Source organism: Cupriavidus sp. H18C2 (genome assembly GCF_049393795.1).
GTDB classification, from domain to species: domain Bacteria; phylum Pseudomonadota; class Gammaproteobacteria; order Burkholderiales; family Burkholderiaceae; genus Cupriavidus; species Cupriavidus pauculus_C.
This window is the reverse complement of the sequence record NZ_CP186011.1, coordinates 1,266,719-1,293,363: the sequence shown is the minus strand read 5'-3', so window position 1 is coordinate 1,293,363 and position 26,645 is coordinate 1,266,719. Positions and strand designations below refer to the sequence as shown.

23 protein-coding genes are annotated in these 26,645 nt (G+C 61.1%); 8 read left to right on the top strand and 15 right to left on the bottom strand.

The annotated features are described in order from the left end of the window. The first annotated feature begins 131 nt into the window (after positions 1–131). The 3 genes from EPAKOI_RS22345 to EPAKOI_RS22335 all read left to right on the top strand — a co-directional run bounded on the left by EPAKOI_RS22345 (position 132) and on the right by EPAKOI_RS22335 (position 2,650). Positions 132–956: a glutamine amidotransferase gene (locus tag EPAKOI_RS22345; RefSeq protein ID WP_423193723.1), complete on the top strand. Its 825-nt coding sequence runs from the start codon at positions 132–134 to the stop codon at positions 954–956. Positions 957–987: 31 nt separating this feature from the next. Further along, positions 988–1,869 carry a PhzF family phenazine biosynthesis protein gene (locus tag EPAKOI_RS22340; RefSeq protein WP_423193722.1) on the top strand — a complete coding sequence of 294 codons (882 nt, stop codon included), beginning with the start codon at positions 988–990 and terminating at the stop codon, positions 1,867–1,869. 85 nt (positions 1,870–1,954) lie between these two features. Further along, positions 1,955–2,650 carry an aspartate/glutamate racemase family protein gene (locus EPAKOI_RS22335; protein WP_423193721.1) on the top strand — a complete coding sequence of 232 codons (696 nt, stop codon included), beginning with the start codon at positions 1,955–1,957 and terminating at the stop codon, positions 2,648–2,650. Between the two features lie 323 nt (positions 2,651–2,973). Here the strand turns inward: EPAKOI_RS22335 and EPAKOI_RS22330 are convergent, their stop codons facing one another. The 3 genes from EPAKOI_RS22330 to ilvC form a co-directional block, all read right to left on the bottom strand. Next, positions 2,974–4,068 carry a ferredoxin reductase gene (locus EPAKOI_RS22330; RefSeq protein WP_423193720.1) on the bottom strand — a complete coding sequence of 365 codons (1,095 nt, stop codon included), beginning with the start codon at positions 4,066–4,068 and terminating at the stop codon, positions 2,974–2,976. Positions 4,069–4,130: 62 nt separating this feature from the next. Next, positions 4,131–5,684: a Rieske 2Fe-2S domain-containing protein gene (locus tag EPAKOI_RS22325; RefSeq protein ID WP_423193719.1), complete on the bottom strand. Its 1,554-nt coding sequence runs from the start codon at positions 5,682–5,684 to the stop codon at positions 4,131–4,133. A 126-nt stretch (positions 5,685–5,810) separates the two neighbouring features. Continuing rightward, positions 5,811–6,827 carry a ketol-acid reductoisomerase gene (gene ilvC / locus EPAKOI_RS22320; RefSeq protein WP_423193718.1) on the bottom strand — a complete coding sequence of 339 codons (1,017 nt, stop codon included), beginning with the start codon at positions 6,825–6,827 and terminating at the stop codon, positions 5,811–5,813. Between the two features lie 168 nt (positions 6,828–6,995). On the opposite strand from ilvC, the gene EPAKOI_RS22315 reads away from it, so the two are divergent. After that, complete coding sequence (locus EPAKOI_RS22315) at positions 6,996–7,682, top strand: GntR family transcriptional regulator (RefSeq protein ID WP_423193717.1); 687 nt, start codon at positions 6,996–6,998, stop codon at positions 7,680–7,682. Between the two features lie 9 nt (positions 7,683–7,691). Here the strand turns inward: EPAKOI_RS22315 and EPAKOI_RS22310 are convergent, their stop codons facing one another. Beyond that, positions 7,692–9,011 (bottom strand): MFS transporter, encoded by a 1,320-nt coding sequence (locus EPAKOI_RS22310; protein ID WP_423193716.1) that lies wholly within the window; start codon positions 9,009–9,011, stop codon positions 7,692–7,694. 119 nt (positions 9,012–9,130) lie between these two features. Then, positions 9,131–9,973: a class II aldolase/adducin family protein gene (locus tag EPAKOI_RS22305; RefSeq protein ID WP_423193715.1), complete on the bottom strand. Its 843-nt coding sequence runs from the start codon at positions 9,971–9,973 to the stop codon at positions 9,131–9,133. 137 nt (positions 9,974–10,110) lie between these two features. On the opposite strand from EPAKOI_RS22305, the gene EPAKOI_RS22300 reads away from it, so the two are divergent. After that, positions 10,111–11,028, top strand: a complete 918-nt coding sequence (locus tag EPAKOI_RS22300) for a LysR substrate-binding domain-containing protein (protein WP_423193714.1) — start codon at positions 10,111–10,113, stop codon at positions 11,026–11,028. A 348-nt stretch (positions 11,029–11,376) separates the two neighbouring features. Here the strand turns inward: EPAKOI_RS22300 and EPAKOI_RS22295 are convergent. Further along, a protein-coding gene (locus tag EPAKOI_RS22295) for an IS3 family transposase (protein ID WP_423193501.1) occupies positions 11,377–12,581 on the bottom strand; the annotation gives its coding sequence in 2 pieces (ribosomal slippage) (positions 11,377–12,263 and positions 12,263–12,581; 1,206 coding nt in all). A 464-nt stretch (positions 12,582–13,045) separates the two neighbouring features. On the opposite strand from EPAKOI_RS22295, the gene EPAKOI_RS22290 reads away from it, so the two are divergent. Next, entirely contained in the window at positions 13,046–14,206 is a 1,161-nt protein-coding gene (locus EPAKOI_RS22290) for an IS30 family transposase (protein ID WP_423193469.1), read from the top strand. A 76-nt stretch (positions 14,207–14,282) separates the two neighbouring features. Here the strand turns inward: EPAKOI_RS22290 and EPAKOI_RS22285 are convergent, their stop codons facing one another. Genes EPAKOI_RS22285 through EPAKOI_RS22275 form a run of 3 tightly spaced genes read right to left on the bottom strand, consistent with a single transcriptional unit; the run spans position 14,283 to position 17,925 of the window. Then, positions 14,283–16,232 (bottom strand): DUF3732 domain-containing protein, encoded by a 1,950-nt coding sequence (locus EPAKOI_RS22285; RefSeq protein WP_423193713.1) that lies wholly within the window; start codon positions 16,230–16,232, stop codon positions 14,283–14,285. After that, positions 16,229–16,711 carry a three component ABC system middle component gene (locus EPAKOI_RS22280; protein ID WP_423193712.1) on the bottom strand — a complete coding sequence of 161 codons (483 nt, stop codon included), beginning with the start codon at positions 16,709–16,711 and terminating at the stop codon, positions 16,229–16,231. Before EPAKOI_RS22280 ends, EPAKOI_RS22285 begins: the two co-directional genes overlap by 4 nt. After that, positions 16,708–17,925: an ABC-three component system protein gene (locus EPAKOI_RS22275; RefSeq protein WP_423193711.1), complete on the bottom strand. Its 1,218-nt coding sequence runs from the start codon at positions 17,923–17,925 to the stop codon at positions 16,708–16,710. Before EPAKOI_RS22275 ends, EPAKOI_RS22280 begins: the two co-directional genes overlap by 4 nt. 538 nt (positions 17,926–18,463) lie before the next feature. Here EPAKOI_RS22275 and EPAKOI_RS22270 point away from each other — a divergent pair. Then, positions 18,464–19,450: a DUF3883 domain-containing protein gene (locus EPAKOI_RS22270; RefSeq protein WP_423193710.1), complete on the top strand. Its 987-nt coding sequence runs from the start codon at positions 18,464–18,466 to the stop codon at positions 19,448–19,450. A gap of 155 nt (positions 19,451–19,605) precedes the next feature. Here the strand turns inward: EPAKOI_RS22270 and EPAKOI_RS22265 are convergent, their stop codons facing one another. The 6 genes from EPAKOI_RS22265 to EPAKOI_RS22240 form a co-directional block, all read right to left on the bottom strand. After that, positions 19,606–20,124 (bottom strand): hypothetical protein, encoded by a 519-nt coding sequence (locus EPAKOI_RS22265; protein WP_423193709.1) that lies wholly within the window; start codon positions 20,122–20,124, stop codon positions 19,606–19,608. A 350-nt stretch (positions 20,125–20,474) separates the two neighbouring features. After that, a complete protein-coding gene (locus tag EPAKOI_RS22260) occupies positions 20,475–21,335 on the bottom strand; it encodes an HpcH/HpaI aldolase/citrate lyase family protein (RefSeq protein ID WP_423193708.1) in 861 nt (286 codons plus the stop codon). 14 nt (positions 21,336–21,349) lie between these two features. Beyond that, complete coding sequence (locus tag EPAKOI_RS22255) at positions 21,350–22,309, bottom strand: tripartite tricarboxylate transporter substrate binding protein (RefSeq protein ID WP_423193707.1); 960 nt, start codon at positions 22,307–22,309, stop codon at positions 21,350–21,352. 37 nt (positions 22,310–22,346) lie between these two features. Then, on the bottom strand, positions 22,347–23,363 hold the full coding sequence (locus tag EPAKOI_RS22250; protein ID WP_423194557.1) for a cyclase family protein: 1,017 nt from the start codon (positions 23,361–23,363) through the stop codon (positions 22,347–22,349). Further along, positions 23,363–24,604, bottom strand: a complete 1,242-nt coding sequence (locus EPAKOI_RS22245; protein WP_423193706.1) for a CaiB/BaiF CoA transferase family protein — start codon at positions 24,602–24,604, stop codon at positions 23,363–23,365. The genes EPAKOI_RS22250 and EPAKOI_RS22245 overlap by 1 nt, the downstream gene beginning before the upstream one ends. Before the next feature lie 17 nt (positions 24,605–24,621). Then, the gene (locus EPAKOI_RS22240) at positions 24,622–25,644 is read right to left on the bottom strand and encodes a tripartite tricarboxylate transporter substrate binding protein (protein WP_423194556.1); all 1,023 of its coding nucleotides are present in this window, start codon (positions 25,642–25,644) and stop codon (positions 24,622–24,624) included. A gap of 126 nt (positions 25,645–25,770) precedes the next feature. Here EPAKOI_RS22240 and EPAKOI_RS22235 point away from each other — a divergent pair, with 126 nt between their 5' ends. Continuing rightward, positions 25,771–26,643 (top strand): LysR family transcriptional regulator, encoded by an 873-nt coding sequence (locus EPAKOI_RS22235; protein WP_423193705.1) that lies wholly within the window; start codon positions 25,771–25,773, stop codon positions 26,641–26,643. The last annotated feature ends 2 nt before the right edge of the window (positions 26,644–26,645 follow it).

The following is a 26,645-nucleotide window of genomic DNA, read 5'->3' as shown; positions in this document are numbered from 1 at the left end:
TGATGGCACTCTCTACTTTCAGTGTACAGCGCACAGCGGTAGGTGGCAGAGTATCGAGCCCTTGCTGCGCGCTGATTTTCATCCAAGGCGGCGCGCGATCAGGTCCGCCGCGTCAACAACCGTCAGCAGAAATGACTCATCATCAGGTTCTTACCGATTCGGAAAAGGCCCAAGTGTTCCGGCCGAAATCGGCTGCACGTGTGCTGCTTATCCAAGTTGGAACGCCGCCTCTCGAGATTCGCGACTCGCAAGGGGATCTCCCAATCTGGTTTAGCCAAGCCTTGGGCAAGCCGGTGGCAGACCTGGATGTGGTCCGCGTTTTCGAAGATGAGCAGTTGCCTCCGCCCGATCCGAACAAGGTCGCAATCATCACCGGGTCTTGGGAAATGGTTACGGATCGTCATGGCTGGAGTGAGTTGACTGCGGAGTGGATTCGACAGGCCGTTGCCATACGGATGCCGCTCTTCGGCGTGTGCTACGGGCATCAACTGATGGCTCATGCACTAGGAGGGCGTGTGGATTTCCATCCGGAAGGCAGAGAGATGGGCTGTCTGGATATTGTCAAAACGGCCGCGGGCGAAGCGGATCCGTTCCTGATGAACTGGCCGCATCGCTTCCAGGCGCACCTCACTCACTTGCAAACCGTCATGGAGTTGCCGCCGGGGGCCACGACCTTGGCCGTGTCTCGTCACGATCGCCATCAGGTTGTTCGTTACGGGCCCAACGCTATCTCGACGCAGTTTCATCCTGAGTTCACTCCCGCTATTTCTGCAGCGTGCATCCAGAAGAGACGCCAAGCACTGCATGAGGAAGGTCGAGACCCAGACGCAATGCTCAGCGCGTTGAAGGATACGCCGGAGGCGATGGGAATGCTACGCGCGTTCGTCGCAAGCGCGGCTGGTGAAAGCGCTCACCAGGAACCATCCTCGACTACTTTCTGTGACACGATCGGTTGACGGTCGTTTGACAACCCATATAAAGGCAACCATGACGCCCGTACCCTTCAAACAAGTGGACGTTTTCACGAACACGCCTTATCGCGGTAATCCGGTCGCGGTAGTTCTAGACGCCCAAGGACTAAGTTCCGACCAGATGCAACGGATCGCGAACTGGACGAATCTGTCGGAGACCACCTTCGTATTGCCGCCCACTCACGCGGATGCGGACTACCAGGTCAGGATATTTACCCCGCAGTCCGAGCTTCCGTTTGCCGGCCATCCAACGCTGGGCACGGCTCACGCACTGATCGAAGCAGGAGTTGTTGCGGTAAAGCAGGGCAAGTTAGTGCAGGAATGCGGTGCAGGTTTGATCGAACTCAGTGTTACTGCACGCACCGGAGAGAGTCCGCTGATTGCGTTCAAGCTTCCTGTGCCCACCCTGACGCCTGTCAAAGAAGATCGGCTCCAGGAACTGGAGTCAATCTTGGGGGCATCGATACTTCGCGAACATAGTCCGAAGCTCGTGAACGTCGGACCCGTTTGGACCATCGTTCAGCTTCAAAGTGCGGACGCCGTTCTCGGTCTTCGCCCGGACTACGCACGTATGGCGGATTTCAACAGGCAGGATGAGTCTATCGGGGTTGTCGTATTCGGTGCATATGGAGAGGATGCGAACGCCGCGATCGAGGTGCGTGCTTTCGCACCCAGTGTAGGGGTCAACGAGGATCCGGTCTGCGGTAGTGGCAATGGCTCTGTCGCGGCATTTATCCGCGATGCCGGTCAGATCGGGCAGTTCGGTGCGACGTATGTAGCGACCCAAGGTTCTATCGTAGGCCGCGATGGGAAGCTCGTTGTGTCGTTCGAGGGGGCCGATACCATTCGCGTCGGCGGCCAGTCTGTGACGTGTATCGAAGGCGTCATAACGCAATGAGCTCCACGCGACGGACAGCCGTCGCTCGTAGAGGCGCGGAGGGCAGAACCCTCTCTCGCAACTTTTCTTGGTCTGCACCCGTACTATGAAAAAGATTGGTCTTATTGGCGGCATCGGTCCCGAGTCAACGGTCTCGTACTATCGCCAGCTCGTTGAGGGGCTGAAGGACAAGATGGGGCCGGAGGTTCTTCCGCGACTGTCTATCGAAACCTTGAGCGCGTTTGAAGTCTTCAAGATGTGCAAGGAGATGCGCTACGACGACCTGACTGCCTATGTCCTGGATGCGATTCACTGTCTGGCCGCCGCGGGCGCGGACTATGCCGCCCTCACAGGGAACACACCAAATATCGTCTTCGACGACCTCAAGGCGAAATCTCCGATCCCTCTCGTTAGTGCTATTGAAGCGACGCTTGCGACGGCGCAAAGGCGAAACCTGAAGACAGTTGGATTGCTCGGCACAGTGTTCACGATGTCCAATTCATTCTTCCGGACGCCGTTCGAGAAGGCGGGCATTGAAATCGTCTGCCCGAACGGGGAACAGATGTCGTATATCCAGGATCGCATTGAAGCGGAACTCGAACACGGGGTGGTCACTGACGACGCGCGCGAAGGCTTTGTGCAGATCATTCGATCAATGCATGAGCAGCAGGGAATTCAGCAAGTTATTCTGGGCTGTACCGAGCTTCCGCTTCTGTTGAGCGATGAGAATTGCCCAGTGCCGTGCCTCGACACCGTCGATATCCACGTAGCAACCCTCATCGATCTGATGACGGAAGGCTGATGCCGAGTTTGTAGGCGCACAGCGCCCCCTTTCCGGCAAGGATGTTTCGTTTCGATTGCTGCTCCGTACCCTCGTCATACTATTGACCACGTCCGGATTGGAAGGGCGAGCAAAGCTGTTCGGGGGGGACGTCATGCCATACCGCCATGAGCGAGGCAGACAAGGCTATCGCCGGGATTGACGTCTCACACGATGTCGCATCGATGGCTTGCCTGAGCACGCGCGCTCTGGCGCAGGCTGGAGCGTCGCAGTGGCTGAGTCTGTCATCGACCAACTTCATGCCGATGGCCTGCACCTGCGCCAGCCCATGAGACATTGTGGCTTCAGCGGCCGGCGCAGCAAGCGAAACCAAGACCAGGACGAGAAGAATGTAGGCCAGCGGAGAAGGCGTGTCTCGAGGCATATTCTTCTCCCGCCGCTACAGATCCAATACCAATGTTCCTCCGCTGCAGCGAGACACACACGGCGTCATGACTGTCTGTCTTTCTGACTCGTCCAGAATAAAGTCCTGATGGTCGACCTCTCCAGCCAGGTAGCGGACCTTGCAGGTTCCACATAGGCCGGATTGGCACGACGTTTCCACGGCGGCGCCTGCCTGCTGGAGGACCTCCGCCAGATTCTGGCCGGGCGCGACGGTGAGCTTCTTGTCGGATCTGGCCAGCTCGACCACATATCCCTCCGCGGGCGAGTCGCTGGAAGTGGGTGCCTTTTGCACGGGCGCCTTGAAATGCTCGCAATGCACGAGCTCCTGTGGCCAATGCGCGGCGGCATCCGCGCAAGCCTGCATAAACCCCCCCCGGGCCGCAGTAGTAGATATGGGTATCCGCCTCGGGATGCTTCAGCAGCTTGGCGATGTTCAGCCCCTTTTTCGGGTCTCCACCATCGAAGTGACAGTGGATCTTGCCGATGCGGGCGATGCTTCGCAGTTCCGACTCGAAGGCGGCGTACTGCAGACCCTTTGCACAGTAATGCAGTTCGTAGTCAACCCATTTCGCTTCCAGTCGATGCACCATCGACTTGAGCGGTGTCACGCCGATACCGCCGGCCAGCATGATGATCTTCTTTGCGCCTTCCGCGAGTGGGAAGTTGTTGCGCGGCACGCTGACCTTGACGCGGTTGGGTACGCGCAACGTTTCGTGCATGCCGCGAGATCCGCCGCGCCCGGCTTCGTCTCGCAATACTGCCACCACGTAACGGTGGCGTTCTTCAGGACTGTTGCATAGCGAATACTGGCGAATCACGCCCGGTGCGATATGCACGTCGATGTGGGCGCCAGCGGTAAAGGCGGGCAGTTCGTTGCCATCGGCATCCACAAACTCATAGGAGTTGATGCCGGTGGCCTCCATGCGGACTTGCCGCAGGACGAGTTCCAGGTGCGTGAGCGTAGCGCGCTCGGCAAGGGGGAGGGGGGCGTTCATGATGTGGTCTCCAGGGACATCGGCCGGGCGATGCAGTGCCGCCCGGCGTTATTTCAGTGGCGTCAGGCCTTGAGGCTTTGTTCCAGTTCCTCGAGCCGGGCCTTCACGAACGCTGCACGTTCCTCGCCTCTGAGGCTGTCGGCCTCGGTGATGATGGCCACCGCCTTGCGAGCGAGCAGTCGGCGATTGGCAACCTCCTTCTCAACCGTATCCGCTTCCGGCAATTCGAATACGTTGCCGGTGCAGTAGCTGTTAGGCGCGCCGCCCACGTCGCGCAACCATTGCGCAAAGCCTTGCGCGGCTGCTGCGGCATTGGACCCTCGCACTGCCTCGCGCAGCATCTTGCGGAACGCGTAGAGGCCGGCATCGAACTTGGTGGGGTTTTCCAGCGAATGCACGGCGATGGGACGCTGGCTGATGATGGCTTCGTAATCGCCAGGCGCGTACTGGGCATCCTTGTAGTTGGCGCGCTCGCGGTGATTGGGCGGAATCGGCGGCATATCTTCGAGCTTGTACTTGCCGAATCGTTCGGGGCGACGCATCGCCACCTGGCCGTCGAGGAAGTCGATGCTTTCGTAACCGACCATGCTCTTGTCGCCCACGAGTCGGGTGTCGATGCCGGGGCCCATGACACGCCAGCCGATCATCTTGCTGTTCTCGTCATCGACCGGCACCGTCCAGCGGATGATGTGGAAGCGGCTAAACAGCTTTTTCTTCGAACCGTCTTCCGAGGTATAGGCGTGCAGACTCAGGTTCGGCAGCACCTGATGCTGAATACGCAGGAACATCTTGTCCTTGTCGACGCGCCGGGCACCCGCGCAGGCAAGGCCGCGCCCCTGATGGACGGGGATGAACTGCATGTCTGGTGCCACTTCCATCGACGCGGCACCGACTTCGTCGAAGGTTGTGTTCTGGAACTTGCCACCCACGACGTTCTTGGCGGCGTGCAGCGCGGTCGGGTGGAAGTTGTCAGCGGCATTGTCTTGCACCTGTAGCCAGTTGCAGTGTTGGAAGTTGCTGTACGGCACCAGTTCGTCTGTAGGCAACACCGTGAAGTCCTGCTCCCACTCCGGGAACGGCGGCTCTTCCTCGGGCGGCCCCATATACGCGAATACCAGGCCGTTGCGCTCGATGGCCTTGTACGCGCCCTGACGGATCGAGCACGCGTACTTGTCGGCGTCCTTTTCCTCGCCAGCAGGGAAGGGCACGTGCAGGCACGCACCATCCACATCGAACACCATGCCGTGGTAGCAGCACTTGATGCCGCGTTCCTGGATTGCGCCGTATTCGAGGGAGGCGCCGCGGTGCACGCAATGGGCGTGCAGCACGCCGACGCGGCCACTGCCGTCGCGGAACGCCACCAACTCTTCGCTCAGGATCTTAAGGAAGCGCGGCGTGTCCGTGAGTTCCATCGACATGCACACCGGATGCCAGAAGCGGCGCATGTATTCGCCGGTCGGCGTGCCCGGGCCGGTTTCCGTAAGTTCGGGGTCGTGGCCCGGCACGCGGCTTGTGTAGTAGCCGCCGTAGGGGATCAGCTTCTTTGCCGTGGGCGCAGCCGTTGCGTTGCCACCGCTGGTCTTGCTGGCGTCGTGTTGGTCGAAAGGCGTGGTCATGATGGGTGTCTCCTGGGGGATCTCGTAGTCTTTGACTACTGAATTCTGAACTCTGTATCCAAAGTGTACGCGCGCAATACGTCGATGCAAGATCGGGTTTACGCGCGCAACGCTGTCAGCACTTCGTTAGTTTTTTGCCTTGTCGACGAGGGCGGAGGCTTGGATCCACGGCATCATGCCGCGCAGCTTCGCCCCGACGGTTTCAATGGGATGGGCGGCAGTCAGGCGCCGCCGCGATTGCAGGGTCGGTGCGCCCGCCTGGCTTTCCAGGATGAAGGCTTTCGCATATTCCCCGGTCTGGATGTCAGCCAGCACGGCCTTCATGGCTGCCCGGGTTTCGTCTGTGACAATGCGTGGACCGGTCAGGTACTCGCCATACTCCGCATTGTTGGAAATGCCGTAGTTCATCGTGCCGATGCCGCCTTCGTATATGAGGTCCACAATCAGCTTGAGCTCATGCAGGCACTCGAAGTAGGCCATCTCGGGCGCGTAGCCTGCCTCCACGAGTGTGTCGAAGCCTGCCTTGATCAGTTCGACGGCACCGCCGCACAGCACGGCCTGCTCGCCAAAGAGGTCTGTCTCGGTTTCTTCCCGGAAGTTGGTTTCGATGACGCCTGACCGTCCGCAACCGATGGCGGAGGCGTACGCCAGCGCGACATCGCGCGCGCGTCCAGAACGGTCCTGGGCCACCGCGATGAGACCGGGAACGCCGCCACCATCAACGTAGGTCGACCGCACCGTATGGCCGGGCGCCTTCGGCGCGATCATCACCACATCGAGGTCGGCACGCGGTGATACCTGCCCGTAGTGGATATTGAATCCGTGGGCGAAGGCAAGGGTGGCCCCCTCGCGGATCGCCGGGGCAATGGTGTCCCGATAGACCTTCCCGATCGTTTCGTCGGGAATCAGCACGATCACGACATCCGCCATCTTCGTCGCTTCGCTCATGCTGGCCACAGAAAGGCCAGCGGCCTGTGCCTTGCGCCAGGAGTCGCCCCCTTCACGCAGGCCAACCACGACATCGATATGACTGTCCTTCAGGTTCAGCGCATGGGCGTGGCCCTGCGAGCCGTAGCCGATGACGGCAACCTTCTTGCCGCGCAGCAGCGACAGATCGGCATCCTTGTCGTAGAAAACTTTCATTGCAGTGTCTCCGTTCCTATCGTGGGTTCTGAACTCTGTATTCAGAGTTCAAATTTAGGGTGGGACCGATCCGAATGTCAAGGGGGATATCCCTCGCATATGCCGAGATTGCAATCGGCACACCGCTCGCCCACAATGCTTTGGATACAGAGTGCAAAGGCAGTCACCATGGCAACCACCTTCTCCAAGATCCAGACCCGTCCCGACTATGTCGACGAGGTCTACAAGATGCTTCTCGATGCCATCAGCGCCGGCACGCTTGCGCCCGGCACGCGCCTCACACAGGAAGAGATCGCAGACCAGATGCAGGTGTCCCGCTCGCCCGTGATTCAGGCACTGCGCATCCTGAAGAAAGATGGCTTCGTGCAGGACGCGCCTGGCCGCGGCGTGCTGGTCACGCCGCTCGATGCCGAGGCAGTCGGCCAGCTCTACGAGATCCGCGGTTCGCTGGATGCCCTCGCTGCGCGGCTGGCGGCCAAGCGTCATTTCAAGGTCGATCCGAAGATCATCGCCAACGGCCGTCGCGTTGCCCGTGGCAAGGACGTCAAGGCGATGATGGATGCCGACATGGAGTTCCACAATGCGATCTACCGTGCGGCCGGGAATCCGTTCCTGGAGCAGAGCGCTCAGAACTACTGGATGCACCTGCGCCGCGCCATGGGTGCGGTACTGCAGTCCTCTGCTCAGCAGCGCCAGACCATCTGGGATGAACACGAAGCCATTGCCGAAGCTATCGCCGCCGGGGACGCTGCACGCGCTGCCGAGTTGACCGATGTGCATACGACCCAGGCTCGCGAGAATCTGACGCGCCGCCTGGACGAGTATTTCTCCGATACTCGCCAGACGGCGGCGTAAGCGCTCCAACTATCGACGACCGGCCCTGTCAGGGTTGACGAGCTTGGCCGGCACGGCGAACACAAGCACACCACCGATGACCAGGCTTGCAGCGAGCACCAGTACGCCGTTGCCCGTTGTGCCCGTGGACGTTTGCACCCAGCCGATCAGGTACGGACTGATCACGCCCGAAATGCTGCCCACCGAGTTCGCCAGTGCGATGCCCGCTGCTGCTGCGGCACCACCAAGGATGGCCGGCGGCAGCGTCCAGAACTGGGAGATCGTGGTCATGATGCCCATCGTACCGATCGTCAGCGCCATCATCGCGAGGGCCGTGTTGTTGGCATAGGCCACGCTCACGCATAGTCCCATCGCACCGATCACGCCTGGCACGGCCAGATGCCAGCGGCGCTCGCCGCGGCTGTCGGAGCTTTGGCCGACCAGGATCATCGAGGCTGTAGCGGCTGCGTAGGGAATAGCCGACAGCAAGCCAATGTCGAGCGGGTTCGATACGCCACTGGCCTTGACGATGGTGGGTAGCCAGAAGCTGACGCCGTAGAGACCCATGGTGAAGAAGAAGTAGATCACGCTGAGCAGCAGGATCTTCGGGTTGGTCAGGCCATCGCGTACGGAATGCAGCGCGTGCCCCTTGCTCTCAGCCGCCAGATTTGATTCGATCATCGCGCGCTGCGAACTGCTCAGCCATTTGGCATCGGCCACTTTGTCGTCGAGGTAAAAGTAGGCCACGATGCCGACCAGTACGGTGGGAATGCCTTCGAGCAGGAACAGCCACTGCCAGCCCGCCCAACCGTGCGAGCCGTGCATGGAGTTCATGATCCAGCCCGATAGCGGCCCGCCGATCACGCCAGACATCGGGATGCCGGTCAGGAAGAGGGCGGTGACCTTGCTGCGACGCGACGCCGGGAACCAGTACGTCAGATAGAGCAGGATGGCCGGAATGAAGCCGGCCTCCGCCACGCCGAGCAGGAAGCGCATGATGTAGAAGCTCGTCGGTGAGTTGACGAACATCATCGCGGCGGAAATCAGACCCCATGTCACCATGATGCGAGCGATCCATCGCCGTGCGCCCACGCGCAGCAGGATCAGGTTGCTGGGCACTTCAAAGAGCAGGTAGCCCACGAAGAAGATGCCGGCGCCCAGGCCGTAGACGGCGTCGCTCAAGCCAAGATCCTGCATCATCTGCAGCTTTGCGTACCCGACGTTGATCCGGTCGAGGTATGCGCACATGTAGCAGAGGAAGAGGAACGGCAAGAGCCGCCACATGACCTTCGAATAGGTTTCGGATTCGGTGGGGACGAATGGCGTCACCACGCTCGCTGGTGTTTGCATGGGGTGTCTCCTAGGGGCTTAGTTATGGATATGGGAGAGCGGGCCGCCGGTGGCTGATGCCATCGAAGGTGGCGGCCCGCTTCAAGACCGCAGGGATGCGGCCCGTACAACGGTGAAGATCAGTCGAACATGTCGGGCTGCGTGAGACGCAGGTGGTCCCAGATCGGCTGGAAATGCAGCCAGCCGATGTAATCGCTGCCTACGTGCTCGCGGCTATATCGCGCGCGCTCCGGCGTGACGAGGTGCGGCTTGATTCCCGTGGCTTCGATCATCAGTTGCTGCTTGCAGCAGCGTTCCAGCGCGATGAACCAGAAGGCGGCGGCCTCGATGCTGTGACGGCTTGCGGTCAGAAGCCCGTGGTTCTGGTGGATGGCAGCCTTCACGCCGGCGAATGCGTTCGCCACCTTGTGCCCGCCCTTGACCTCGACGGCTACCTTGCCGGCTTCCTCGCCAATCACCACGTGGTCTTCAAAGAAGGCGCACGCGTCCTGCGTGATCGGTTCGATGGCCTTGCCGAGCGAGGCGAATGCGGTGCCGTATTCGGTGTGGGCGTGGCACATCGCCACGATGTCCTGGTGCATCTCGTGCACGGCAGCGTGCAGGACAAAGCCGGCGCGGTTGATCGCATATTCGCCTTCGACTACACGCCCTTCGTGGTCCGCGCAGATCAGGTTCGAGACATTGACCTGCGCGAAATGCACGGCCATCGGATTGGTCCAGTACAGCTCGGGGTGTTCCGGATCGCGCACGGTCAGGTGGCCGGCAAAGCCATAGTCCAGCCGTTCGAGGGCGAAAGCGCGGCAGGCGGCCACGAGCCGCTCCTTGCGATGCTGCCGCTCCTCCGCAAACGTGGCGTATGTCTGGACCGACGGGTAAATGAGCCCCGTCTGTTCGGGCTGGTAAATGGACGTGCGCTCCTCGCTATTGAAAACCTGCGGGGCGCGTTCGAGTACGGCTGCCATGTCAACTCCTCGGTATAAATGTGGGGACTATTGGTATTCGCGGGATGCCGTGCTGGCGTCTGCGGTACGGCTTCATAGTCGTCGCCGAGGGGTGCGTTGACAAACGATGGGTGTTCATGAAAGCATGAACCGGGTTCATGCATCAGTCCATTCGTATGAGACGCGTACCGAATTTTGTGTTGTTGCGTGCCTTTGAGGCGGCCGCCCGGTTGGAGAGCTTCACGCTTGCCGGCAAGGAGCTATACCTGACGCAGTCCGCGATCAGCCACCAGGTCAAGGAACTGGAGGAGTATTTCGGTCGCAAGCTGTTCGACCGCCGCACCAGGCGAGTGGAATTGACGCCCGAGGGCAAGCGACTGCAGGAAAGCCTGTCCCGGGTATTCGACGTCATCGAGGCCGCTTGCAACGAGGTCGCACTGGCTCCGCAGTCTCAGGTGCTGGCGGTCTACTGCGCACCGAGTTTCGCCGCGAAATGGTTAGGCCCACGGCTGCCACAGTTCATGCAGACACATGGCGACATTACGATCCGGCTGTCGTCGGGTGCGGACGCCATCGATCTGACACATGCCCGCGAAGTCGACGTCGCCATTACATATGGATCAGCCCACACCAGGGCGGGCCTTGTGGTGCGCGCGTTGGGCAAGGAACGCATCGTTCCGTTGTGCTCGCCTTCTCTAATCGAGGCCGGCGAGCCCCTACAGCTTCAGATGGAGAGACTTCCTCTGATCGATTCGCAACTCAGCCGCGTAAGCTGGCCAGACTGGTTCGGCGCCAACGGAATGGTCTGCCCAACGCGACCGCGCGCATCGTTCGACCGTGGTGCATTGGCAATTTCTGCTGCAGTCGATGGCATGGGCATTGCGCTCGAAAGCATCCGTCTCGCGGAGCGAGAACTGGCGCGGGGCGACCTCGTGGCGATCGGTGAAAACGAGTTCACTCACATTGCTCGCGAAACCCACTTCTTGTCCTACCGGCAGAATGAGAAGCACTTGTACAAGGTAGGGACATTCGTGGAATGGCTGATCCAGGAAATGGGTCTGGGATCGGAAACGTAGCAGTCGCCGGAAGGTGCGCAGCGGCGAATGTGAAGCTCGGAATGGCCGATGTACTGCGTTATTGCGTCGAATAGAGGGGCTCCTCCCGGCCAGTCTGGGACACTCGTTAGTCATCGGCGAATGCCTGTCGTTTGACTTCGACGATAAGCCCTGACCACTTCTGCGGCTGGAACCGACTTCCGGCCTGCCGTCCGCTAGCCATCCCTTTGTACCCACATACTGTGAGACGGACCGCCCCTTTTACCCACTAACTGTGAGATTTCGACCCAGGTAGTTTGCGACGGCGCTCAGCAACTCCTTGATTTATCTAGTGGATTTGCCCCCGTGTCCCCGGACACGGTCACACCCTTAGATTGATAAGGCCATCGCACGCCTGAACTCGCGCGGAGAGCGGTAATTCAGGGCGCTATGGGGATGCTGCTCGTTGTAGTGCTCGAAGGCAATGGCCAGATTGCGAACGGCCGTCTCGGCATCAGGCTTGGGCATAAAGGCGACATAGTCGCGCTTCATAGTCTTCACAAAGCTCTCGGCCATGCCGTTGCTCTGCGGGCTGCAGACCGGCGTGGTCAGTGGCTTCAAGCCGATTGCCGACGCAAACGCCTTGGTCTTGTCTGCCGTGTAGCCTGAGCCATTATCGGTCAGCCATTCAATTTCCGTCGGCGTCTTCAGCACGTTTCCAAAGCGATTCTCGACGGCGGCCAACATCACGTCGCGGACCACGTCACCGCTATGCCCGCCAGTGGTCGCCGCCCAACTCATCGCCTCGCGGTCGCAGCAGTCCAGGGCAAACGTCACGCGCAGTGGCTCGCCGTTGTCGCAGCGGAACTCAAAGCCGTCAGAGCACCACCGCTGGTTCGTCTTTGCTACCGCAACCTTACCCTCATGCCTGCGCTGCGGGCGTGGCGGGGCCACCCTGCGTTGCAGCAGCAGGCCGTACATTCGCATGACCCGATAGACCCGTTTCGCATTGACGGGCGGTGCACTGTGGCGCTCGCGCTCCCTGCGCAGTACACCCCAGACCCGGCGATAGCCGTAGCTGGGCAGATGAGCGACCGCATTGCGAATCTCCTCGACCAACCCTGCATCGTCGGTTTGTCGGGCGCTGCGCCCGTCCCGCCAGTCTGCAGGGCGAGCCAGCTTCTCTGCCACATTCGAGCGCGCTACACCGAGAACTTCGCAGACCCGCTTCACAGGTCGTCCCCCGGCAATGAGGGTGAGCGCGCAATCCATTTTCGCGACTTCATCACCTCCACTGCCTCACGGAGAATCTCGTTCTCCATAGTCTTCTTGCCCAGCAGGCGCTGTAGCTCACGGACTTGCTTGAGCGCGTCGCTCAACTCCGATGCCGGCACGACTTCTTCACCGGCACTGACCGCCGATAGGCTGCCATCCTGGTACAGCTTGCGCCAATGAAAGAGCTGATTCGGATTGACGCCATGCTGGCGCGCCACCATCGACACCGTCTTGCCCGGCTCGCAGCTCTCGCGCACCATCGCGAGCTTCTCGTCCGGCGACCACCGCCGCCGGCGCTCCGGCCCCGTCAACACTTCCACCAATTCCTGCTTCGTTTTAGTCATAAACACAGTCGTATGCCTACCCGCTATTGTAAGTGGGGGACTGTGTCCGGCGATTCAGGGGGCCGCTCCATCTAGGTCGGGCTTCCCATTAACTTTGAGATGGGACAGGTGGGCTGGGGCGGGTGTCACGTCCCAAAGCTAGTGCGATCGCGCTGTGGGAGGCGAGATAGCGGACGACGCCGAGGGGTTGCCCAGATGACGGGACGCCGACGGGAGCGTGCTGGGATGGAATTGCGTCGGCAAAGGGCCGGAGTTGCGGCAGGGCGTCGGCAGCCGGTGTACGCGTTAGAGCGAAGACTTAACGGAGCAGGAGTTCGTCGGCCGCTTCCTGTCGCGTTGGGGTCGCTAGGTATACAGAAAGATTGAGTGTCTCTGACCGACCGTGGATTCAATGGGTCGATGCAACACTAGACACTGCGTAAGCCGTGGAGGTGCTGCAAATGAAACAAAGGCGCCGGATTTACTACACCGAGACTCAGAAGGCACTAATGTGGGAGCGGTGGCGAAAAGGGGACACGCTTCACCAGATCGCCCGGCTGTTTGATCGGTACCATTCATCAGTACAAGGGATTCTGGCGAAGTCCGGCGGCATTCAACCGTCACCGCGACACCGTTCCAGGCTTGCCCTGACCCTCGCCGAACGGGAAGAAATCTCTCGCTCGGTAGTGGCGGGTCTGTCGGTCCGATCGATCGCCTGCCGGCTCGGGCGCGCCCCATCGACCATTAGCCGGGAGTTGCGGCGCAATGGCGGCAGCCAATGCTATCGCGCAAGTCAAGCCGATGAACTCGCCTGGGTTCGCGCGCTCCGTCCGAAGACCTGTAAGCTCGTCAGAAATCCTGCGCTGGCACAGGTTGTGGCGGCCAAACTGAAGATGCGGTGGTCTCCGGAACAGATTGCTGGCTGGCTCAAGCATGACTATGCGGTCAACAAGGACTACCAGGTGTCACACGAGACCATCTACCGTAGCCTCTATGTCCAGGCCCGCGGCGCCCTAAAGAAGGAGTTGCTCGCACATCTGAGGCGGTGCCGGATCATGCGTCACGCACGGAACTACTCGGCGAAGACCGATGAGCGCGGAAGAATCCGTGATGCCGTTTCAATAAGCGAGCGGCCTGCGAGCGTTGAAGACCGCGCGATACCAGGCCACTGGGAAGGAGACTTGCTCTTCGGCAGTGCCAACAGCCAGATAGTAACCTTGGTCGAGCGTCAGACGAGGTTCGTGATGCTGCTCAAGGTCTCCAGCAAAGACACAGAGACGGTCGTCAACGCGCTGATCAAACATGCTGGAAAGCTGCCACAAGAACTGTACAAATCCCTGACGTGGGATCGTGGCAAAGAACTGGCCGATCACAAGCGCTTCACCGTCTCGACCGACATCAAGGTCTACTTCTGCGACCCTCAACATCCCTGGCAACGCGGTTCCAACGAGAACACAAATGGCCTCTTGAGGCAGTACCTCCCAAAAGGCACTGATCTCTCCATCTATTCCCAGGCAAAGCTCAACGGCATAGCGAGGCAACTCAATGAACGGCCGCGAAAGACATTAAACTTCGACACACCTGCAGAACGATTCCATCAGACCGTTGCGTTGACCGGTTGAATTCACAAAGCACAACGGCCATAGCGGTGTAGCGAGGCGAGCACCATGCAATTACATATCGTCATCTCAAATAGCGTCATTGCTCTGGCCATTCCTCCGGTACAAGCGCGGGTGGCTTAGTCCAGGGCCGTTCCACCAACGCGTCTTGAAACCACTTGTCGCGAAGATTTGCGTGCTCGGTGACGATTAACTGGAAGCCTGGCGCATCTTCCTTCGTGAACTTGAGCAGCAACTCGAACAATCGCCGAACCGCCCTGAGGTCTGCATCGGCTTCTTCCGTCTTTTGAACTGAGCCGTCAGCTTCCTTGTAGACCTGCTCCGACGGGAAATAGACTTGGGTCGGCTGATCGATCAACAGAAATCGGGGAATCGGTCGGTTGTTCTTGACCGCAAACAAGTGTAGGGCGAGCAGTGCTGAGAGGTGGTAGGCCAGATGGTTCTCGCCCCCGCCTGTACGACTCATGGGAACCGGGCGTTCGGGGCGATCGAAGACGATCGTGATGTTGGCCAGATCGAAACGCGCTGGATAGGCTCTGAACTCGGCTTCGAACTTCTGAATATATTGCGATACCTGCGTGGAGATGATGTTCAATATCGAATTGAGCCGGTCGTTGCTGTCGTCCGCACCAACACGCTTTTCCAGATCCTCAACCTTCAGCTTGAGGCGGCGATGTTCGGCCTCGAGCCTAGCAAGCTCTTCATTCGGAGCGAGGCTCTCTATGAACAAGCTGATGCGACCGACGACACGTGCAGCCGCGTTGTTGCGCGTGCCCATCTGGGCAACGACTTCATTGGCCGCAATTGCTGCGGATAGCTCGGCTTCCTTGACTTTGATGGCGCCAGCGACCTCTTGAGCCTTGTCATCTAACCCAGCCAAATAGGCATCCAGCTTGGGCCGTTGACCTGTGGCAATGCGCAATTCGGCGTCAAGCGATTGTAGCTCGTTGAGCAGTAGCGTGGCCACAGGAGACTTCAGCGCAAGGTTTGGCTCGCTGAATGGCCACTGCCACTCGCCGGTATCGGGGTTTTTCGGTAGCGCTTTGATTGAAGCCAGTCGATCCAACTGTTCAGTGGCCTCGTTTTCGTAGCCGCCAGCACGCTTTGAGAATTGGCGAGCGGCGTCAATCTTCCCTTGTGCTTCCCGACGATCCTTGCGCAATTGGCCCAGTTCCTCTTCAAGACGAGAAATCCTGCTCCCGTCGTCATCGGGAATCTTCTCGGGCTTCCAGTCGAGCGCGGTTCGCAGGACTTCAATGATCTCCTTCGCGGTGGTGTCGGGGCCTTTGCCGCCGATTACGCCAACGGCTTTGGCCTCGGAGTAGAGACCAATCGCCTTCTGGTGAGATGTGTCGATGGCGTCCCGTGCCTGTTCCAATAGTTTTGCGTTGAGCCGGAGATCCCGCTGTGCGATGCGCAGCTTGGATTCGAGTTCGTACCGATCGTGGGAAGAGACTCCAAGTAGGATCGGTAGCGTGTCACGGATCGCCTGCGGCTGAAACTGCTCGTTCTGGCGATAGAGGAGTTGGTCCTTGTTCGCGACCAGCCCTTGTTTCTGGAACAGGTAATAAAACGTGTGCTTGACGTTGGCGTCGTAACTGTCTCTGCTGTGTTCCAAGGCTACATCGGTACGATTCTCGGGAATTCCGAGGAGGCGCGATAGCAACGTAACGACAGCGTCGTCGTCTGAGTTGACCACCAGTTCCTCAAATGAGGGAACCTGCAGCTTGGTACCTCGGCGCAACATTGCGATACTGCAACTCGCTCCGCCTACTGGGGGCGTGGGTTTTGCGACTAACACTTGTTCGCGATCGAACTGATAGATGACGGTGAACCACGCCACCTTATCGCGAATAATGCCCTCCGGGACATTGAACGAGGACCGCCCCATGCAGTACTCGACGATCTCGGAAAGCGCAGACTTGCCGGTAGACGAGCGCCCTGTGATGACGTTGAGGCCGTCCACCCGGAATTGCAGATCTCGGCGTTGCCCGTCGTGGCTGTAGATGTGGATGGACTTGATCTTCATGGGCGAATTCCGAAAGTCGTATATACGGTCACTCGGTCGGCGATACGTGCGAATTCCTTCCCGACGATTCGTGCCACGCGCTGGCAGGATTTCGTTTCGTCGGTTCCCGCTATTGTTTTCCGAACCTTGTCGGCGACAGTTTGGAGCCGACCGTCAGGCGCGACCGAGATGCAGCCTCTCTCCATCAACAAGCCGAAGCCTTCGAGCGCATAGGGAAGCATGGCGGTAACTCTGTCGGCGAAGCCTACTTGCACCTGGGGATTCTCTTCGATGCTCTTTAAGAGGTAGCTTCGAGGATTAATTGCTTCGCGCGAAGCCTTGTGCAGGCATAGGGGCAGGACGAGCAAAGAGAGCGAGAAGGGCAAACCTCGGGCATCTTCTTCCTCATAACCCTGCATGGCACGGAACAGGATGAGGCCGCAGAAGGCCGGATTGAACAAGTTCCGTATTTCGATAGGGCGCTGGTCCCAACGCTTCACTTGGCGACCTCCAGCAATTGACTAACGCGGTCGAGGAATCGAGGATGCCAGTGGACCCGGGGTTGGGGTGCTGCATCGGCCAGGATGTGGAAGGAGCCACGGGTGACATAGGGTTCTGTCACGCGTGCCCGGATACGCAACGATTCGTAATTTCCGGTCTGTTGGTCCGCCCACGTGTAAAGCTCTCTGCCTGCTCGCAGCAGCAAGTCCTCGGCGCTGTTCTCGTCAAGTCCTTCGAATACAACGTCCTTGTAACGGCTCCACTCGTCGACAAGGCGGTCTTCATAGTCCTCGATTTCTCCGGAAACCAGGAGGTTTTCGCGTGCCCATTCCGATCGTTGCTCAAATGCTCTGTAGTAGTCGAGGATCGCATTGCGGATACGGTTGGAGGAAATCCCGATCTTCCGAAGCTGTACCACGAAGGTCCGAGGGTCGCTATCGGTGTCAATTTCGTCGGCAGGCGCCTTGCCGCGGAATGTGATGGGCAGGTTGTCCAGCTTGTATTCCTCGGATAGCGCAGAGAACTTGTCCGATACCTCGTAGCCGAAAATTCCTCCGTCCGTGCCGCCAGTCAACTGCTTGATAACCGTGTCGTTCCACCATCCTTCCAGTCTCTCAAATACAGCATTCCGGTGCTCGCGCCGAATGCTTCGCATGTGCATGTCCTTGATTGTCTCTGGAATGTCCTCGATGCGGGGGCTGCCGTCGAGAATCAGAATACGGGCAAGGAAGTCTTCCTTCTCGGTGGGGGTAAGTTCGTTAAATGCCATCGCGATTTCCCCGATCAGCTCCGACTTCGATCTGCCGAGCGCATTTTCCGCCTGTTCGGCCAACGTCATCGTTTCGTCGTTAGATCTGAGTTGGGCGGGTAAGAATCTCTTCAGGAACGAGGAGTCCGAAACTGTGCCCGTCGTGAACAGAAAAAAACGTAGGTTGGATGCGCTTCGACCATCGCGCTTATATCGTGCCAACCAGATGCGGGCGGACTTCCAAAAGTCGGTCGAAAGATCGGTTAGACGATCACCAGAGGCCTTGTGCTTTAACGATGCGAGGGACTTTCTGCCGTTGCTATCCACGAAGTCCAGGTCGTCATCCATCTCGAGAAAGACGGCCGTATCTTCTGGTAGCTGCAATAACTGGAGCAAAGCAAGGCGTCCTTGGTAGATGTACCCCAGTCCCTGTTCGCTCGCCGAGAACTTATCTGTGGTTGCCACGACGATCCCCAAGTCATTTCAATATTGCAATGAGAGCAGGTGGCCGATGCGTCGTACAGAGAGGACGCGTCTGCCCACGCGCCCTGTTGATCTGTATTCTTTCCTCGCAGCTATAGTAGCTAATCCAAACTACCACCTGCCTGTTCTGTGAATAGTAACAAATCTAGATGGCTAGCTACCTTGACCGATTACTTTACGGCTAGAGTCTCTGAGAACAGATCGCGACAGTTGCTCCTGTAATCAAGCCAAGCAAAACAGCGTGCTACAGGCTTCGACACTTGCAATGACGTGAGAAGAAAAAATACCATCGACTTCGCCAACTCCATGCACTTGTATAGCGAGATCTGACGGATGTCATCACGCTTTCGTCGTCATCCGACCTCCCCCGTTTTGCCCCGCGGCTCCTTCCTTTCTGCATATGAGGCGGATCGCACCACTGTAGCATTGATAACGCGCCATTAAACCCCCTCAATTGGAGGAGTATCGCGCTAGAATTCCGCACGGGAGAATCCATAGACGTGTAAAAATCGGGGGAGCAATGGCGACAGCAACGCTGTGCAAGCTGGAGCAGAGGAAGATTAACGTTCATGAGGCGATTCGGCTGAGACAGATCGCTCGCGCGGCCAAACGACCGATGCCGGCGTTCACTTGTACAGAATGCGCTCGGCCAGTCCGTCCACACAAAGGCGGTGGCCACACTCCCGCTCACTTTGAACATTTGCATCGCAACAGGAATTGCTCGCTGAGCCACAAGGCGGCGCACCAAAAGCCCGCGGCAGCGAAGCATGCCAGTTCGATTGACACGGCCGAGCTGGCGCGCTTGACTGCCGGAGGGGACGACTATATCCGCACCAAGGATGGAGAGGTTAAAGGGCTTGCCCTTCGCCTTGACTTGAACGAAGGAGCTCCCGAAGTCGTTGTTGTTGGGAAGGGCCCGCGCATCGAACGTCGCGCGAAGCTGTTACTTGATACGCCGTACGCCGTCCCAACGTACGTAAAGCGCGGCACCAATGCGTGGGAGTACCTCGGTGAATACAGAGCAATAGCCTACAGGGAAGATAGGTCTACGATCGAGCAGTACCGTGGCGAGCGCAGAGCCGAGGACGTCGCGGGTATCTTGTTTCTCGAGTCCGACGAGGCTCTTTCTGTAACCGTGCGTGGCGGCGGGTTTGCTGACCCGCAAACTAGATGGGAAATTGAGCTGGCGGCGATCCAATACGTTACGCGAGAGCTGGAGCGCAAAGGTTTTATTGTCGAGGACCGTCAGCGAGAGAACCGCGGTTACGATCTGCTTGCTCGACGTGGGCAGGAAGAGCTTTTCTATGAGGTGAAGGGCACGGATGCGATCGCCCCGCGCTTCTTCATTTCTCGAAACGAGCGCAATTTCTCAAAGCGGAATCAGAACTGGCGTCTTGCGGTCGTGACGTCTGCGCGTGCGAATCCGACGCTACTCGTTCTGACGGCAGCCGAGATGGAAGCTCGGTTCACCTTCGACTGCCTTGCGTGGGAGTGCACGGCAGCCTAAATGGATTCCGTTTTCGGCGATAGCCGATGGCCGCTTCGCGGTGAGGTTGAGACGATTGAACGTCCGCGCGTCGAACGGCGCGATCGACTCTTTCTGGCCGAAAAGCGACCGCCTCCCGGCCAACCGTAGTCAACTGCGAACGCTGGAAATGGTCTTTAGATCGCCGAGATCATGGTAGCAATCTGCTTACGGTCGTCGCTTGAGAGTCGCATTGCCGTCATGGTGTCGTTGAGCGTAGCCGTGGCAGCTTGGATGGCCGAAGACAGCGTTCCAACGGCGCTCCGGATGGCATCAACCTTCATTTCGCGCTGACGGGCTGGCAGTTTTTGGTCGGCCGCCGCCTCTTGTAGCTCGGCTGCCTTGTCGCGCAACTGTTGTTGAAGGTCTCGTATCTTGATCATCAGCTTCTTGATCGCGTCAGGGTACTTGCTGTCCTCGATCGCCCGAGTCGTCGCATCCTTGTCTTCCGTTTTCGACAAGACACGGCCGCCATGGGACATCGTAATCCGGTCGGATGCGGACTTCGGCGTACCATCGGCTTTTGTGGCGAAACTCTTTTCGTCAGGACGCGTCGCCTCGGGCCTGTCCTGCGCAACTGGTGAAGAGGAAGCCGCGTTCGACGGCAGCTCTGTAGTCGCCAGGGGCGAGACCGTTGTAACAACACCAAAATACATTATGGTTATCCTTTAAATTTCGCGTGATCTGGCCCAAGGGCCACAACGTATGACGCGATTCACTAACGGATAGCCTCGGTTAACGTTTAACCGCAGAAACGAAAAAATGTGTTCCGAGAATCACAACAATAGGTCGTGAGCATATAACCGCAACGGTCATGGGGGATCATCCGTCTGACCAGCTGCTACTGGCCGGTCCCCGCCCTCGGCTTTCCCACGCGGGGCTTGTCGGCGCCATAGACGACTTCAGAACCGAAGCGGTCTATGGTGTTGCGCCAACTAAACACCCATCCATTAGGGGGTATTCGTGCCCGCAGGGGGGCGAGGCGTACGGCGATGGCCCTGGTCTGCTACCCCCTCATCGCCTGAAATGCTGCCAAGATAGTGCGGGCGCGCTCCACGAAGGGGCGATCCACCATCTTGCCGTCGACCAGATAGGCGCCCACGCCCTTGGCGTCGGCCTCGTCGGCGGCCGCCACAATGCGCTGTGCCGCGGCGATCTCTGCCTCGGTTGGCTGGAACACGGCGTTAGCCAGTGCAATCTGGCTTGGATGGATGCAGCTCTTGCCCAGATAGCCCAGCCGGCGTGCCAGTTCGGCTTCGGCGCGATAGCCGTCCGCGTCCTTTACATCCGCGAACGCGGCGTCATAGGCGAATACGCCAGCTTCGGCGGCGGCCATGCGCATCTGGTACATCGTCTGCGCCACGGCCAGCGTCTCGCGCCGGTGGATGCCGGCCGGCTCGAACAGGTCGGCATAGCCGAGCTGCAGCCCCGCCACGCGCGGATCGGCGGCTGCCAGTTCATGCGCCTTGCGCAGCCCGCGCGGCGACTCGATATTGAGCAGCAGCTTCACCGGCGTGGTCACGCCGTTGGCGGCCTCGGCCTGTGCCACGGCGTGGGCGGCCAGGTGCACCTGCTCGACTTCCTCCACCTTCGGCACGTTCACCAGATGCAGCCCGGAGCGCACCACGGCGACGATGTCGGGCGCGAAGTGCGCGGTGTCCGGCGCGTTCACGCGCACGATCAGGGTCTTGCACGATGCCGCCGTGCGGCCCGAGGCCAGCAGGTCCTGCAGCGCGGCGCGGGCCTCGGCCTTGCGCGGCTCGGCCACGGCGTCTTCCAGGTCGAACGACAGGGCATCGGCGGCGCTGGCCAATGCCTTGTCGAACAGCTCCGGGCGCGATCCCGGTACAAACAGTTTGCTGCGCATGATCGTCCTCACCGTCATTCGGCCCGGATGTTGCGCTGCTTGACCAGCGCCCCCCAGCGTGCCGCCTCGCCCTGCACGAACTTGCCGAACTGCTGCGGCGTGTTGCCGACGGGCTCCAGCCCCATCTGACGCAGCTTGTCCTGCACCTGCGGGTCGGCCACGGCGTCCTGCACTTCCTTCGCCAGTCGCGCCACCACGTCGGGCGGCGTACCCTTGGGCACCCACACGCCGTTCCATTCCAGCACCTGGAACTCCGGCAGGCCGCTTTCGGCCAGCGTCGGCGTATCGGGCAGGCCGGGGTTGCGCTTGAGCGACGTCACCGCCAGCGCCTTGAGCTTGCCGCTCTTCGCATAGTTGAGCGTGGATGCCACGTTGCCGAAATAGGCCGACACCTGGTTGCCCATCACGTCGGTCAGCGCCGGCGCACCACCCTTGTACGGCACGTGCAGCAGGTCGATGCCGGCCTTGGCGTTCAGCAGTTCGCCCGCCAGGTGCGACCCGCTGCCCGAGCCTGCCGAGGCAAACGTCAGCTTGCCTGGATTGGCCTTGGCATAGGCGATGAAGTCCTTGACCGTCTTGTATGGCGCATTGGGCGGCACGACCAGGATGTTGGCCGCGGTGGCCACCAGCGAAATCGGCACCAGATCCTTGAGCGGGTCGAACGACATCTTGCGCAGGCTCGGATTGACCGCGAACGCCGAGGCGTCGTAGAGCACTGTGTAGCCATCGGGCGTGGCCTTGGCCACAGCTTCCTCGCCAATCACGCCGGCTGCGCCGGGACGGTTGTCGATGACCACCTGCTGGCCCATCGACGCGCTCATGCGCTGCGCGATCACGCGCGCCGTGTTGTCGGCGCCACCGCCGGCGGAATAGGGCACGATCATGCGGATCGGGCGGTCGGGATAGGCAGCGGCGGCCAGCAGCGGCGCGCACGCGGCCACTGCGACCAGCAGTTTGCGGCAGGTCGGATGCATGAACAGGTCTCCAGGTTTCTTGGAATTGTGGGGATCGTCAGACAGTGGCGATCGGATTGGCCGGCGATCCCACGGCGCGCGGCAGGTGCATCGGCGGCGCGCTCAGCAGGAACGATGCGCGCCCGGCCTGGTGCAGCCACGCCGCCAGCGGCGTCAGGTGCCACATCTCGCCCAGCGGCATGCCAAGCTTGACCAGGCAAAGCTCATGCAGCGGCAGCAGCGGGCCGGTCGTGCCCGGCGGCAGGGCGTGGCGGCGTTCTTCCACCGCATGGTTGTCGGCGGCGATGGCGGCAATCCCGGCGTCGTCGATCCAGCGCAGCAGCCGCGCGTCGGTGCCGTCCAGCACGGCGCAGGCGTTGCGCAGCCCGGCGTGATCGTCAGCGGCGGACAGTTGCAGCGCCATGTCGGCCAGCCCGGTATGCACGCAGAGGATGTCGCCGCGCCGCACATCGGCGCCATCGGCCTCGATCACGCGCATCAGGTCGTCGTAGCCCACGGCGCGACGGGCCGGCCCGAAATGCCGGTGCAGGTCCACGAGCGTGCCGCGCCCCTGGATGCCGCGCGCCGCCATCGGCGCAATCGACAGCGCCTGTGCCCCGATGAACGTGCCATCGGCCGCGCTGCCGGTGCCAACCGAGAAGCCGTTGTAGCCCACCGTTTCGGCGTGGCCGTCGCCATCGGCATCGAACAGGCAGTTCACGTGCCCCAGGGCGTCCCACTGCGTCGAGTACTGTGGTGACAGCGTGACGTGGTCGTCGCTGATCACATCGGTGGCGCCCGGAGTATCGCCAGCCATTGGCCGGTTGAACACGCGCTGGCCGTCTTTTTCCGATGGATGCAGCACCGGTGGACGGCGGCGCGGGTTCAGCACGCCAGCACGCGGCACGTCGAGCGGCAGGCTGAGCGAGAACGTCAGCCCTTCGCGCACCTCGCGCACGGCGGCCAGCACCTGCGCGGGGCCGATCAGGTTGAGCCGGCCAAGCTGGTCGTCGGGGCCAAAGTCGCCCCAGTTGGATCCTTCCGGACGATGCGTCCAGCGTGGGTTCGTGGCCATCATCGATCCTTGCCGGCGTCGCTGGCGTCAATCACCACCCCGGCGGCGCGCAGCGCGGCGATGCGTGCATCGTCCAGGCCGGCGGCGCGCAGCGCTTCCACCGAATGCTCGCCCAGCGCAGGTGCCACGCGCCGGAAGGCGCCCGGGGTGCCGCCCAGCCGGGGAGAGATGTTATGCACGGGAATCTGGCCCATCTCGGCATCGGGAATCTCGACCACGATATCGCGCGCCTGGAAGTGGGGGTCCTGCTCGATATCGGCGATGTCGTAGATCGGGCCAATCGTCACGCCGGCCTTGTCGAAGAACGCCACGCAGTCGGGCTGGGTCATCGTGCCCAGGAATTCGCCGATGATGCCGTCCAGCAGCGCGGCATGCTTTACGCGCTCGCCATTGGTGGCGAAGCGTGGATCGGCAATCAGTTCCGGCCGGCCGATGGCGCGGAATAGCCGCTCGGTCATGGCCTGCGTCGATGCCGACAGGCACACCCATTTGCCATCCGCCGTCTGGTAGGCATTGCGCGGTGCGCTGTTGGTGGATCGGCTGCCCGTACGCGGCTTGACCTTGCCGGTCAGTCGATAGTTGGCCGCCTGCGCGCCCAGGATGGCGAAGATCGGGTCCAGCAGCGGCAGGTCGATCACTTGCCCCACGCCGCCGCGCACTTCCACGTTACGCACGGCGCTTAGCACGCCAATCGCGCCATACAGGCCGGCGGTCATGTCGCCCAGGTAGATCGGCGGCAGCACCGGCTCGCGGTCGGCAAAGCCGTTCATCGACGCGAAGCCCGACATGCCTTCCACCAGCGTGCCAAAGCCGGGGCGATGCGAATACGGGCCGTCCTGGCCCCAGCCCGAAACGCGCACGATGACCAGCCTCGGGTTGCGCGCCATCAGCACGTCGGGCCCCAGGCCCATGGATTCGAGCGTGCCTGGCTTGAAGCTTTCCACGAACACATCGGCGTGCGCCACGAGGTCCAGAATCACGTCGATGGCGCCTTCGGCCCGGAAGTTCAGGCACAGGCTGCGCTTGTTGCGGCAGTACGCCTTCCACGCCGTGGGCACGTCCTTGACCTTCCAGTCGCGCAGCGTGTCGCCGCTGGCCGGCTCTACCTTGAGCACGTCGGCGCCCAGGTCGGCCAGCGCCATCGTCAGCGTGTTGCCCGCCACCAGCCGGGAAAGATCGAGGATGCGGATGCCGTCGAGCGGTCCGGTGGCGTCGGGCGCCAGGGGTTGCTGCCTGAACATGGAAAAGACTCGGTGAATTATTCGGCGGTGATGTTGCGGGCCTTGGCCACCTGCTTCCAGCGCGCGCTGTCGCGGCGGATATGCTCGGCGAACTGGGCCGCGGTCATCGCGGACGGCTCGGCGCCCTCGCGCGAGAAGATCTCGCGCATTTCGGGCGTGGCGATGATGTCGCGGATCTCGGCGTTGAGCTTGTCCACCAGCGCCTGCGGGGTGCCGGCCGGCGCGAACGCGCCCCACCAGAGTTCGGCGGAATAGTTCGGTACGGTCTCGGCCACCGATGGCCACTGCGGCGCAAACCGCGAGCGCGACGGCGACGTCACGCCCAACGCGCGCACCTTGCCGCTCTTCACCTGCGTGGCCACCGACGGGAAGCTGGCAATCACGAACTGCACCTGCCCGGCGATCAGGTCCGTCAGCGCGTTGGAAATGCCCTTGTAGGGCACATGCGTGAACTCGATGCCGGCGTCGCCGGCCAGCAGTTCGCTGGACATCTGGTTGATCGATCCGACGCCGGCCGATCCGTAGTTGATCGCGCCCTTGTCCTTCCTGGCGGCTGCAATCAGGTCGCCCACGGTCTTGTACGGCGACTTGTCGGACACGGCCAGCACCATCGGGCCGCTGGCCAGCATCGCCACGGGCGCGAAGCTCTTGTTCACGTCGTAGCTGGTCTTCGGCTGGACGGCGGCATTGGCGGTCAGCGTGGAAGACGTCACCAGCAGCGTCGCGCCGTCGGGTGCGGAACGGGCCACGAACTCGGCACCGATGGCGCCGCCGGCACCGGGCTTGTTGTCGACGATGGCCGTGACGCCAAGCTTCTTCGACAACTTGTCGCTGACCAGTCGCGCGAACACGTCGTTGCTGCCGCTGGGCGGGAAGGGCACCACCATGCGGATGGACTTCGGAATCGCCGCGTCCGCCGCATGCGCGGACGGCGTGACGCCGAAAGTCAGGCCAACGGCGGCAAGGACGGCAAGGGCCGGGATTCCGGGAAGGGCCAGAAAGGCGGTGGCGCGGGTGCGCAGACGCGGGCGATGCGGCATCACGAAGTTGTCTCCATATATTGTGCGGTGCGGCGCCTGTTGGATCGACACCGTCTGCCAAGCATCTTAGCCACGCCGGCGATTGAGCTAAAGTGACGTTTTTAAACCTATCGGTGAGAAAAACTCATGAAGGTGGAGTGCTTCCAGACGCTGGCCGCGGTGCTGCGCTGCGGCAGCTTTGCCGGGGCGGCGGCCGAGATGAACCTGTCGCCAAGCGCCGTCAGCCTGCAGATGAAGCAGCTGGAGTCGTATTTCGGACAACCGCTGTTCGACCGCTCGGCGCTCCAGGTGCGGCCCACGCCGTTCGCGCTGGAGGTGAGCGCCACGCTGGACGGTGCGATCCACGCGATGGAGTCGCTGCGGCGCCGTTCCGCGCCCGTGGTGGAGGGTAAGGTGACGCTGGGCATCATCGAGCCGATGCAGGTGAAGCTGTTGCCGCCGTTCACCACGCTGGTCCGCGAGCGCTATCCCAATCTGGACGTGCGGCTGGAACGCGGCCGCTCGACCGCGCTGGTGGAAGCGCTGCGCTCCGGTACCATCGACGCCGCCGTGGTGGCCCAGCCGGAATCCGGCGCTTCCGCGCGCGTGCGCTGGACGCCGCTGTTCCGCGAGCCGTGCGTGCTGGTAGCGCCGCTCGATTCAACGGCCCGCACCGTCAAGGCGCTGCTCAAGGCGTATGAATGGATTCGCTTCGATACGTCGACCATCGCCGGCTCGGCGGCGGCCGAGTTCGTGCGCCGCACGGCGCCCGATACGCGCTCGCGTATCGAGCTGCTGTCCATTCCCGCCATCGTTGCGATGGCGTCGCGCGGGCTGGGCGTGTCCGTGCTGCCGCAGCCCGACCCCTATCTGCTTGAGGCATTCCCCGTGCGCGTGATAGCGCTGGGCGACGCGCCACCGTCTCGCCAGATATCGTTCGTCTCGCGGATCGCGCCGGCAGAAGATCGCGTCATCGCAGCGCTGCTGGAAACGCTCCGTAGCGCGATTCAACGTCCGTGATC